This is a genomic window from Lacticaseibacillus zeae DSM 20178 = KCTC 3804 (genome assembly GCF_000260435.1).
In the GTDB taxonomy this organism is placed as follows: domain Bacteria; phylum Bacillota; class Bacilli; order Lactobacillales; family Lactobacillaceae; genus Lacticaseibacillus; species Lacticaseibacillus zeae.
The window spans coordinates 1-11,007 of sequence record NZ_BACQ01000024.1 but is presented as its reverse complement, the minus strand read 5'-3'; the positions used below and the strand labels follow the sequence as shown (position 1 = coordinate 11,007).

The window sequence follows — 11,007 nt, the reverse complement described above, 5'->3', positions numbered from 1 at the left end:
TGTCGGCGATTATCGCGACGCCTTTTGCTGTCGGAGCCGGCATCTTTATGACCGAGATTTCCCGTAAATGGGGGCAAAAGATTCTGCAGCCGGTCATCGAGCTGCTGGTTGGGATTCCGTCAGTAGTTTATGGCTTTATTGGATTGTCCGTCATCGTGCCGTTCATTCGTCATATTTTTGGCGGCACCGGCTTTGGGATTTTGGCCGGGACGTTTGTTTTGTTCGTCATGATTTTGCCAACCGTGACGTCCATGACAGTTGATGCCTTAAAAGCGGTGCCGCGCCATTATCGCGAAGCATCGTTGGCGTTAGGTGCGACTCGCTGGCAGACGACTTATCGGGTTGTTCTGCGAGCGGCCATTCCCGGCATTTTGACCGGGATCGTTTTCGGCATGGCACGGGCGTTTGGTGAAGCCTTGGCGGTGCAGATGGTCATCGGGAATGCGGCCTTGTTGCCAAAGAATCTGGTGTCCCCGGCCTCGACACTGACATCGGTTTTAACCAGCGGCATCGGTAATACCGTCATGGGATCGCTTGACAATAACGCGTTGTGGTCCTTGGCGTTGCTATTGCTGCTGATGTCATTGGCCTTTAACCTGTTGATTCGGTGGATCGGGAAGAAAGGGGAGCTGAACAAATGAATCCGAAAATTGCGGATAAAGTGGCTACCACAGTGCTTTACATTATCTCAGGCATCATCATTATTATTTTGGCAAGCCTGCTTGGTTATATTCTGTTTCAAGGGGTTCCCCATATTTCCTGGCACTTTCTGACAAGTCCGGCGCAAAGCTTTGAAGCCGGCGGTGGCATCGGCATTCAGCTGTTCAACTCGTTTTATTTGTTGCTGCTGGCCATGTTGATTTCAACCCCGATTTCCTTGGGGGCCGGCATTTACCTGAGTGAATACGCAAAGAAAAACTGGTTGACGGATGTGATCCGGACTTCCATTGAAATCCTGAGTTCGTTGCCATCAGTTGTTGTCGGTTTGTTTGGTTTCCTGATTTTTGTTTTGCAGTTTAAGTTTGGATTTTCGATTTTGTCGGGTGCGCTGGCATTGACGGTTTTCAACTTGCCACTGTTAACGCGAAATGTTGAAGATTCATTGCGCGGCGTTGGCAATGAGCAGCGCGAAGCAGGCTTGGCCCTTGGACTTTCACGCTGGGAAACGGTGTTACATGTCGTGATGCCTGAAGCGTTGCCGGGGATCATTACCGGGATGATTCTTGGCGCCGGCCGGGTGTTCGGTGAAGCTGCGGCATTGATTTATACAGCCGGGCAAAGTGCGCCGGCGCTTGATTTTACCAATTGGAATCCGGCGAACATTGCTAGCCCGTTGAATCCGTTCCGCCCAGCCGAGACGCTGGCGGTGCATATCTGGAAAATCAACTCTGAAGGGATTCAGCCGGATGCGGTTGCGGTTTCCGCCGGTGCCAGTGCGGTGCTGGTTATCGCCGTTCTAATCTTCAATGTGGGTGCGCGGTATTTTGGTAATCGTTTATTCAAAAAGATGACCGCCGCTTAATGCGTGGTTCACGGTGATGATTTGCGCGGATGCCGCGATGAAGACGGTCATGGCGCCTATCATGAAAAGGCATGGAGGTTCAAGATGCAAGAACTTGAAAAGTATTCTTTAGATGATACGTATATCCGCCCGTTTGATCGGGACAAGCAGGAGATTGCCATTGAAACGAAGGACCTGCATGTTTTTTATGGCGACAGTGAGGCCATTCATGGCGTATCGCTGCCTTTTGAACGGTATAAAATCACCGCATTGATCGGCTCGAGTGGCTCCGGGAAGTCGACCTACTTGCGTTCGCTGAATCGAATGAACGATAATATTGAAAGCGCCCGTGTCACTGGCAAGATCATGTATCGCAACATCGATATTAACAGCGATGCCGTTGATGTCTATGAAATGCGCAAACACATCGGAATGGTTTTCCAACAGCCTAATCCGTTTGCGAAGTCTATTTATGACAATATTGCCTTTGCATTACGCCGCTTTGGTCTCAAAGACAAAAAGAAGCTGGATGAGATTGTTGAAACCAGTTTGAAGCAAGCCGCCTTATGGGATCAGGTTAAAGATGATCTGAATCAAAGCGGCATGTCGCTGTCAGGTGGGCAGGCACAACGGTTGTGTATCGCCCGGGCCATTGCAATGAAGCCGGATATTCTGTTGCTTGATGAGCCGGCCAGTGCGTTGGATCCGATTTCGACTTCAGCGGTCGAAGATACCTTGCTAGCGTTGAAGGATAAGTATACGATTATCATCGTTACACATAACATGCAGCAGGCGGCTCGGATTAGCGACTATACCGCGTTCTTTTATAGCGGCGCCGCACTTGAATATGATGAAACCCGTAAGATCTTCACGCGTCCCAAGATTAAAGCAACCAACGATTATGTTTCCGGACATTTCGGCTAGGAGGTCCCCATGGCTGAAGCACAAAAAATCATTACCAGTTCAGACGTTCATCTTTTTTACGGCAAGTTTGAAGCACTAAAAGGGATTAGTCTGGATTTCAACCAGCACGAAATCACGGCTTTAATCGGGCCTTCAGGTTGTGGTAAGTCGACCTATTTACGCACGCTTAATCGGATGAACGATCTGATCCCAGGCGTCACGATTACCGGCACGATCAGCTTGCGTGGCCAAAACATCTATGCGCCAAGCGAAGATGTGGTTCAGTTACGCAAGCAAGTTGGCATGGTGTTTCAACAACCGAATCCTTTTCCTTTTTCGATTTATGAAAATGTGATTTATGGGTTACGTTTGGCTGGTGTCAAAGATAAAAGTAAGCTGGATGAGGCCGTTGAAACAAGCTTAAAGCAAGCGGCCATTTGGGATGAAGTCAAAGACCATTTGCATGACAGTGCGTTATCGTTGTCAGGTGGCCAACAACAGCGGGTGTGCATCGCGCGGGTGCTGGCGGTTAAGCCGGATGTTATTTTGTTAGATGAACCGACCAGTGCTTTGGATCCGATATCCAGCACTCAAATCGAAAATATGTTGCTGGGCTTACGCGATCAGTACACGATCATTTTGGTAACGCACAGTATGCATCAAGCATCCCGAATCTCGGACAAAACGGCCTTTTTCTTAACCGGTAATTTGATCGAATTCGCTGACACGAAACAAATGTTTTTAAATCCAAAAGAAAAGGAAACCGAAGACTACATCACTGGACGCTTCGGGTAGGAGGGGTAGTATGCGACGACTTTTTGTTGACGAATTGAACGATCTTCATGTACGTTTTTCGGAAATGGGGATGATGGTCAATGAGGCCATCTATAAGTCCGTGAAAGCCTTCATTAATCATGACAAGAGTTTGGCCCGCGAAGTGATCCAGGAAGACAAACACATCAATGAACGCGAAGTCGATTTGGAAAAACGCAGCTTTGAGCTGATTGCCTTGCAGCAGCCGGTCACAACAGATCTGCGGGTCATTGTGACGGTGATGAAAGCAAGCTCTGATCTCGAGCGAATGGGCGATCATGCGGTTTCCATTGCCAAATCAACGATTCGCGTCAAAGGCAAAACCCGGGTGCCGCAAATCGAAACCGAAATTGCCGGCATGGCCGAAGCGGTCAAGGAAATGGTAGAGCAGGTTTTGGACGCCTATGTTAAGGAAGACTCCGCGCGGGCGCGCAAAATTGCGCTTGAAGACCACGGGATTAACGACTTCTCATCCCGAATTTATAAAGAATGTATTCGCCAGATGCAGGACAACCCGGAAACCGTGGTTGGCTCGATGGACTACATGCTGGTCTCCTCTTATCTGGAACGGATCGGCGATTATGTCACCAACATCTGCGAGTGGATTGTTTACTTAAAGACCGGGAAAATCACTGAACTCAACTCCAATGCGATTGAGGACAAGTTCTGATTAAAAGATGGTATTGGTAATACTTGATGCAAAAGGCTTCTGGCAAGCAGCAATTAAGATTTTAGGTAAGAAATCGCGATTGCAACAAACGGGTTGCGTTACAATTCAAGGTTCTTGTGTAAAAGCGGACATACTCCAGTAATGAAAGAGTATATCTGCTTTTTGTTTTCTCGCAGGCAATTCGGCAGGATTGTAAAGTTGTTAGTGCCAAAGCGGAGCAATCGTAGGCCAGATGGGGCTCAGCCGTGAGATTGTACTAGCCGGGCGGTCTTCCCGGCGTAGTACAAGGCCGAGCTTAGAGACTCTGCCGGTTTTGCAGAGGCTCTAAGTCGTGCCCTCCGCTCTAGCTTCGCGTCGCAAGCCCCAGCTGGCCGGAGATTGCGGAGTTTGGCACGTCCTGGAACTTATTGCCCAAACCTTTTCTATGTCGTTCGGGATTCGTAAACTGTTAATGCTTGTACAGAATTATGGATCAGTCACTTTTACTTATAAACAGACCGTCCGCCTTCCGACCCGTTTAAAAATCAACCTTTGGACCTATGCGCTGTGGTCAAATTCCGTGCATACTAATCATGTAATCAAATCCTGGAGGGATAACCCATGAATGAACGCGAAAGAATTTTAGACCTCGTCAAAAAAGGCGTTATTTCAAGCGAAGAGGCACTGGTACTTTTGGAGAACCTCGCCAAACAGCAAGGCTCCCAAGCCGACAGCCCGGCCGATCATACTGCTCCCGAAGACAACTCGGAGTCAGATACGCATGATCAAGCCAAGCACGATGATCACGAAGACACCGATACTGACACCGATGCTGCGCTGACCGAACTCAACACCGAGATTGCCGAAGCAGCCGGTGCATTGGACGCGGCAACAACGCAAGTAACCAGCATCAACAAGCAAATTGAAGCCAACAACGAACAGATTATCGTCTTAGACACGATGGAAGATCTTGAAGCTTTGTCCCCAGAGAAATACCAAAAGCGCGGGGAATTAAAGCAGGAGAATCAGAAACTCACCGATCAACTAGCCGAGTTAAATGGCCAGGTTGAGTCACTTAAAGCCAACCTTGCCACCCTTCGTCATCAGAAACATGATCTGGAACGTCAAAAGATCGGCGACAAGATTTTTAATGACGAGTGGCAAAAAGATGCCCGTGACGTCTTTTCCGAACTTGGTAAAAATATCGGGGATGCGACCTCGCAAATCGGCGGTTTTGTCAAAGATACTGTCAACAATGTCTTGGATAATGTCGATTGGAAGAATGTCACCGTTACCGTTCCTGGCTTAGCCACAGAGAAGTTCGAGCATGTATTTAAATTTCCTGACAGTAAGGCAACCATTTTGGATGTGAAGGTTGCTAATGGTGACGTGCATTTTAAGCCTTGGGATCAACCGGGTATTCAAGTCGAAGCAGCCATCAAGCTGTACGGCAAAATGGATGCACCGACACCGCTGGACGCGTTTAACGACCGCAGCCGGATTGATGTCACCGATGATCATTTCAGTTTCCAGGTGCCTAATAAGCGCGTTCAGGCCGATCTAGTCATTTCACTGCCAAAACGCAGCTATGATCATGTGGCCGTGCGCTTACTCAACGGTAGTGCGGATCTGACCGGCATGAGCGGAAAAGATTTTTATGTCAAGAGTACCAATGGTCAAATGACCTTCACTAATATTGATGGTGTCATGATCGAAAGTGAAGGTGTTAATGGCTCTATCAAGGTTCAGGGTGGCCATACGCATGACTTATTGCTGACCACTGTTAACGGTGATGTTTCAGTTGATGCCGACCCGGCAACTGCCGCACTGAAAACCGTAAATGGAACGGTTCGCGCAACCTATCACACTGACTTTACCAAAATTGAAGGGACTTCGATGAATGGCAATGTGAAAGTTGCTGTGCCGGCTTCGATTGCCTTAAATGGCGAAGCCCGGACCCATTTTGGCAGTATTAAGAGTCGCCTGAGCAATGTGACCGAACCGGCAAAAGGGATTAAACGCTTCGAACTGGAGCGACCGGGCACTGGTAGCAGCGAGTTGAAACTCAATACGACCAGTGGCAATATTCAACTGAAAGATTCAAATGACTAAGGGGGATCGCTTATGCCTTTTCTATTAATTCCATTAATGTTTTTCATCGTTGGCTTGGTTTTGGTGGCGGTATTTGCGATCGGGATCATCTTGTTGAAAATGTTAATCGTACCGGCACTTCTGGTGGTTTTGGCTGTATGGCTATTCTCACGCCATGACCGTGATGGCCGCCGTGGTCCACGGCATCCATATCGCGATCAAGGTACGTCGCGACCGCGTAAAAACGCCACCCACGTTACCGAGTCACATGATGATGATTGGAGCGATTTCTAGTCATGAATTTCATCAAACGTACCATCATCACAACCGCCGTTTTCTTAATCTATGCGCAACTGTTTCCTAGTCAACTCTATGTTGCGGGCTTTGGTGTGGCCGTTGTCGGTGCACTTGTTTTAGGAGTTCTTAATGGCTTGCTACGACCAATCCTGGTGATTCTGTCGATTCCAATTACAATTCTCACGTTAGGATTGTTTTTAATCGTCCTCAACGGCTTGATGCTCAGCATGATGACGTGGTTTGTTCCCGGAATTGTTTTCAGCGGTTTTGGCTCGACCATGGTACTGGCCATCATCATTTCAGTAATGAATATGATTTTTGTGGGTAAAAAATAGTGCGGCTTGATTGAAAGCTGCGGTAAGAGTCGGTTCTCAAGACGAAAGTTGTCTAGGGGGACCGACTTTTTTTATCTGAGCGTAATCCGGCGCACTAATGGGAAGTAACCTTTTGACCTTATTCTGGCGAAATGCGGCGACTTTGAAAGCTATTTTCCCTGTCGTCCCCGTGTGGTTCACCGAGTTATGGTAAAATGAAGCAAACATGGCGAAAGAAAGGTGGACTTCATGGCAGACAGCGTGACGGTACGGCAACTCGTCAAGGCGACTAAGCTTGAGGTATACAGTGGTGAGGAGTATCTTGATTCTCGGCAGGTCGTTTTGAGCGATATTTCGCGTCCCGGGCTTGAGTTGACAGGTTACTTTAATTATTATCCGCATGAACGGATTCAACTTTTTGGTCGGACAGAAATTTCATTTGCGCGGAATATGTCCTCGGAAGAGCGGTTATTGATTTTGAAACGGATGGCAACCGAGGACACACCGGCGTTTCTGGTGTCGCGCGGGTTGCAACCACCGGCGGAAATGATTACGGCGGCCACCGCGGCGCATATTCCGGTATTGGGTTCACGGTTACCGACAACGCGGCTGTCAAGCTTGATCACCGAATACTTAGACGGACAGCTGGCAGAACGCCGCAGTATGCATGGCGTTTTGGTTGATATTTATGGTCTGGGCGTCCTGATCACCGGCGATTCCGGCGTCGGCAAGTCAGAAACGGCTTTGGAACTGGTTCAACGTGGGCACCGGCTGATCGCTGATGACCGGGTGGATGTTTATCAACAGGATGAACAAACCATCGTGGGTGCTGCGCCGCCGATTCTCTCACATCTGCTGGAAATTCGCGGCTTGGGTATTATTGATGTCATGAATCTTTTTGGTGCCGGTGCTGTTCGCGAAGACACAACGATTTCGCTGATCGTTCATTTGGAAAACTGGACACCGGATAAGACTTTTGACCGGCTGGGTTCCGGTGAACAGACACAGCTTATTTTTGACGTGCCGGTTCCTAAGATTACGATACCGGTTAAAGTTGGACGTAACCTGGCGATCATCATTGAAGTGGCGGCTATGAATTTCCGTGCCAAGTCAATGGGCTATGATGCGACCAAAACATTCGAAAAAAATCTTAATCATCTGATCGAACATAATGAAGCAAGCGACCAGAGCAGTTCGGAGGAAAAATAACTTGTTATTAGTACTCAATCCAATCGCGTTTCAGTTGGGTGGTCTGGAAGTTCATTGGTACGGGATTATTATTGCCAGTGCTGTTTTACTGGCAGTCTATCTGGCGATGAAGGAAGCACCAAAACGCGGTATTAAAGAAGATCACATTCTGAATTTGATTTTATGGGCGTTGCCATTTGCACTCATCGGGGCACGCCTTTATTATGTGGCATTTGAATGGCCATATTATGCTGCCCATCCCGGCGAGATTATTGCCATTTGGCATGGCGGCATTGCAATTTATGGGGCTTTGATTGCCAGCGTGATTGTTTTTGCTATTTATTGCCGAATTGAGTGGCTGCCAGCCTGGCTAGTACTTGATATTGCGGCGCCCACGGTTATGCTGGCGCAAGCGATTGGCCGCTGGGGCAATTTCATGAATCAGGAAGCCCATGGTGCGATCACAAGTCTGGCTTACTTACGTGGCTTGCATCTGCCAGAGTTTATCATTCAGCAAATGAATATTGGCGGCGCATATCGCCAGCCGACATTTTTGTATGAAAGTATGTGGAATCTGGTTGGCTTTGCCTTAATCATGACGGTGCGGCATCATCAGCATTGGTTCAAGCAAGGCGAGATTGTCTTGAGTTACGTGATGTGGTACAGCTTCGGCCGTTTCTTTGTTGAAGGCATGCGAACCGATTCACTGTATGTGGTGCCAGGGTTACGGGTTTCCCAGATTCTGTCGATTATTTTGTTCATCGCGGCTGGTGCGTTAATCTGGTATCGGCGGCGCCGGGGAGACGTTGCATGGTATTTAGACGGTAATCCGCTGAAAGCAGTTGAATAGGAGTGATTTTGTGCCGACAAAAATAGCAGTGTTAGGTGCTGGTTCATGGGGAACGGTGTTAGCAAACTTGCTAACGGAAAATGGTCATGACGTTTATTTATGGAGTCATAGTCCGGAACAAGTTGCGACCATGAAGCAGACTCACAAAAATGAGCATTACCTGGGTGCTGAATTTACATTACATGATGCGCTTCACGTGACCGCAGATTTAGGCCAGGCGTTGGACCAGGCGACCGTGATTTTATTCGTGGTGCCGACCAATGCCATTCGCAGTGTGGCCGAACAGGTGAAGCCGATTTTGCAGGCGCACCGTGGCCGCGGCGAGCAGCCGATTATTGTCCATGCGGCAAAAGGCTTGGAACGCGGCAGCGAGTTGCGAATTTCGCAGGTTTTGGCTGACGTCTTGCCATCGGATCTCATTCAAGGGATCGTTGTGATTTCCGGGCCGAGTCATGCCGAAGATGTTGCGACGCATGACATTACCACCTTGACCGCCGCATCTGAAGATTTGCCGCTGGCGAAAAAAGTGCAACAGCTGTTCATGAATGACTATTTTCGGCTTTATACCAATACCGATGTCATCGGCGTCGAAATCGGTGCAGCGTTAAAAAATGTGATTGCGATCGGCGCCGGGGCGTTGCATGGCCTCGGCTATGGCGATAACACCAAAGCTGCCTTGATGACCCGCGGACTGGCGGAAATCAGCCGGGTGGGCGTAAAACTAGGCGCTGAGCCGCTCACGTTTATCGGCCTATCCGGTGTCGGTGACTTAATCGTGACCTGCACTTCCGTTCACAGCCGCAATTGGCGGGCTGGTAATGCGCTGGGGCAAGGCGAGAAGCTTGCGGACGTGTTGAAGAATATGGGAATGGTCGTCGAAGGTGTTTCCACGACCAAGGTGGCTCATCATATGGCCAGTGAGTTAGGTGTCGATATGCCGATTACCGATGCGATTTACCAGGTCTTGTATGAAAATGCCCCAATTCGCGCGGTGATTACCGATCTCATGCAGCGATCCGGCAAACCGGAATTTGATTTTGACAATGCTAGTTTACAAAAGCACTAAAACCCTGTATATTAGACTACGTAGCTTACTATTTGTAAGCAATACGGCAAAAGGAGAGACTGCCAATGGCAAAAAAATATGATGTAATCGTGATCGGTGCCGGTCCCGGCGGCATGACGGCGGCGCTTTATGCTTCGCGTGCCAATCTGTCAGTGTTAATGCTTGATCGCGGTGTCTATGGCGGTCAAATGAACAACACCGCTGAAGTAGAGAACTATCCGGGTTACAAGTCAATCCTTGGGCCTGATCTTGGCCAAAAAATGTACGATGGCGCCACTCAATTTGGTGCCGAATACGCCTATGGTAATGTCATCAGCGTCCAGAATCATGGTGCAACCAAGTTGGTCAAGACTGACGAAGACGAATTTGAAGCCAAGGCGATTGTCATTGCGACAGGCGCAGAACACAAGAAGCTGGGTGTACCTGGCGAAGAAGCCTATAGCGGCCGTGGCGTTTCGTACTGCGCAGTCTGCGACGGTGCCTTCTTCAAAGACCGCGAGCTTGCCGTTATTGGCGGTGGCGATTCCGCAATCGAGGAAGGCCTTTACCTGACCCAAATGGCCAAAAAGGTAACGGTTATTCACCGGCGTGATCAACTGCGTGCACAACAGATTATCCAGAAACGCGCGTTTGCCAATGACAAGATGCATTTTGTCTGGAACGCCCAGGTTCAGGAAATCCAAGGCGATGACATGAAAGTCACCGGCGTCAAGTATCGTGACAAGGAAACCGGTGAAGAGCATGTTCTGCCAGTTGCCGGTGTCTTCATTTATGTCGGCATCATGCCGATGACCGAACCATTCCAGGATCTCGGCATTCTGGACGATCATGGTTGGATTCCAACTGATGATCACATGCGGACAAAGGTACCGGGCATCTTTGCCATCGGTGATGTTCGTGCCAAAGACCTGCGGCAGATCACCACAGCGGTAGGCGAAGGCGGTACCGCTGGTCAAGGCGTTTTCAACTATATCCAAAGTTTGAACGATACCAACATTGAAGTTAAAGCTTAGTTATTTTTAGTGTACTAGAAGTGATTCGAAGCTAAAAATAGGAGACGGCCATGGCCTAGTATAAGGCCAAACTTTAAAAGCAAACTTACTTTCCATTGATACGATGGTGGTAAGTTTGTTTTTTTGTTTACTTATGAATAACTTGTCAAGTCTCTTGAGATCTTAGTGCCAAAGCGGAGCAATCGTAGGCCAGATGGGGCTCAGGGGTGAAATTGGCCTTAACGGGCGGTTTTCCCGTTTTAGGCCAAGGCCGATCTTTGAGACTCAGCCGGGTCTGCTGAGGCTCAAAGTCGTGCCCACCCCGTTCCAGCCCCAGCTGGCC

The 11,007-nt window shown here is 48.8% G+C and carries 12 protein-coding genes; all 12 read left to right on the top strand.

Going from position 1 to position 11,007, the window contains the following annotated elements:
* The coding region (gene pstC / locus GSO_RS04430) for a phosphate ABC transporter permease subunit PstC (RefSeq protein WP_010489413.1) at nt 1–641 on the top strand (641 nt) is incomplete at its 5' end.
* Nucleotides 638–1,522, top strand: a complete 885-nt coding sequence (gene pstA / locus GSO_RS04425; protein WP_010489412.1) for a phosphate ABC transporter permease PstA — start codon at nt 638–640, stop codon at nt 1,520–1,522. The genes pstC and pstA, both read left to right, overlap by 4 nt.
* Nucleotides 1,523–1,606: 84 nt before the next feature.
* Nucleotides 1,607–2,425 carry a phosphate ABC transporter ATP-binding protein PstB gene (gene pstB / locus GSO_RS04420; RefSeq protein ID WP_010489409.1) on the top strand — a complete coding sequence of 273 codons (819 nt, stop codon included), beginning with the start codon at nt 1,607–1,609 and terminating at the stop codon, nt 2,423–2,425.
* A 9-nt stretch (nt 2,426–2,434) separates the two neighbouring features.
* A complete protein-coding gene (gene pstB / locus GSO_RS04415) occupies nt 2,435–3,199 on the top strand; it encodes a phosphate ABC transporter ATP-binding protein PstB (RefSeq protein ID WP_010489407.1) in 765 nt (254 codons plus the stop codon).
* Between the two features lie 10 nt (nt 3,200–3,209).
* Entirely contained in the window at nt 3,210–3,887 is a 678-nt protein-coding gene (phoU, locus tag GSO_RS04410; protein ID WP_010489405.1) for a phosphate signaling complex protein PhoU, read from the top strand.
* 600 nt (nt 3,888–4,487) lie between these two features.
* Complete coding sequence (gene liaX, locus GSO_RS04405; RefSeq protein WP_010489403.1) at nt 4,488–5,978, top strand: daptomycin-sensing surface protein LiaX; 1,491 nt, start codon at nt 4,488–4,490, stop codon at nt 5,976–5,978.
* Between the two features lie 12 nt (nt 5,979–5,990).
* Nucleotides 5,991–6,251 carry a hypothetical protein gene (locus GSO_RS04400; protein WP_010489401.1) on the top strand — a complete coding sequence of 87 codons (261 nt, stop codon included), beginning with the start codon at nt 5,991–5,993 and terminating at the stop codon, nt 6,249–6,251.
* Between the two features lie 2 nt (nt 6,252–6,253).
* Nucleotides 6,254–6,589: a phage holin family protein gene (locus GSO_RS04395; protein ID WP_010489400.1), complete on the top strand. Its 336-nt coding sequence runs from the start codon at nt 6,254–6,256 to the stop codon at nt 6,587–6,589.
* 228 nt (nt 6,590–6,817) lie between these two features.
* On the top strand, nt 6,818–7,777 hold the full coding sequence (gene hprK / locus GSO_RS04390; RefSeq protein ID WP_010489397.1) for an HPr(Ser) kinase/phosphatase: 960 nt from the start codon (nt 6,818–6,820) through the stop codon (nt 7,775–7,777).
* Between the two features lies 1 nt (nt 7,778).
* Nucleotides 7,779–8,606, top strand: a complete 828-nt coding sequence (gene lgt / locus GSO_RS04385) for a prolipoprotein diacylglyceryl transferase (protein ID WP_010489395.1) — start codon at nt 7,779–7,781, stop codon at nt 8,604–8,606.
* 10 nt (nt 8,607–8,616) lie between these two features.
* Nucleotides 8,617–9,672, top strand: coding sequence for an NAD(P)H-dependent glycerol-3-phosphate dehydrogenase (locus GSO_RS04380; RefSeq protein WP_010489393.1), 1,056 nt, complete (start codon nt 8,617–8,619; stop codon nt 9,670–9,672).
* A 65-nt stretch (nt 9,673–9,737) separates the two neighbouring features.
* Nucleotides 9,738–10,685 (top strand): thioredoxin-disulfide reductase, encoded by a 948-nt coding sequence (gene trxB / locus GSO_RS04375; RefSeq protein WP_010489391.1) that lies wholly within the window; start codon nt 9,738–9,740, stop codon nt 10,683–10,685.
* Nucleotides 10,686–11,007 lie beyond the last annotated feature (322 nt).

Bases quoted from the DNA above. Each gene is read 5' to 3' on its own strand.
- pstA (WP_010489412.1), top strand. From the start codon at position 638: ATGAATCCGAAAATTGCGGATAAAGTGGCTACCACAGTGCTTTACATT.
- liaX (WP_010489403.1), top strand. From the start codon at position 4,488: ATGAATGAACGCGAAAGAATTTTAGACCTCGTCAAAAAAGGCGTTATT.
- GSO_RS04395 (WP_010489400.1), top strand. From the start codon at position 6,254: ATGAATTTCATCAAACGTACCATCATCACAACCGCCGTTTTCTTAATC.
- pstB (WP_010489409.1), top strand. From the start codon at position 1,607: ATGCAAGAACTTGAAAAGTATTCTTTAGATGATACGTATATCCGCCCG.
- phoU (WP_010489405.1), top strand. From the start codon at position 3,210: ATGCGACGACTTTTTGTTGACGAATTGAACGATCTTCATGTACGTTTT.
- pstB (WP_010489407.1), top strand. From the start codon at position 2,435: ATGGCTGAAGCACAAAAAATCATTACCAGTTCAGACGTTCATCTTTTT.
- trxB (WP_010489391.1), top strand. From the start codon at position 9,738: ATGGCAAAAAAATATGATGTAATCGTGATCGGTGCCGGTCCCGGCGGC.
- hprK (WP_010489397.1), top strand. From the start codon at position 6,818: ATGGCAGACAGCGTGACGGTACGGCAACTCGTCAAGGCGACTAAGCTT.
- GSO_RS04400 (WP_010489401.1), top strand. From the start codon at position 5,991: ATGCCTTTTCTATTAATTCCATTAATGTTTTTCATCGTTGGCTTGGTT.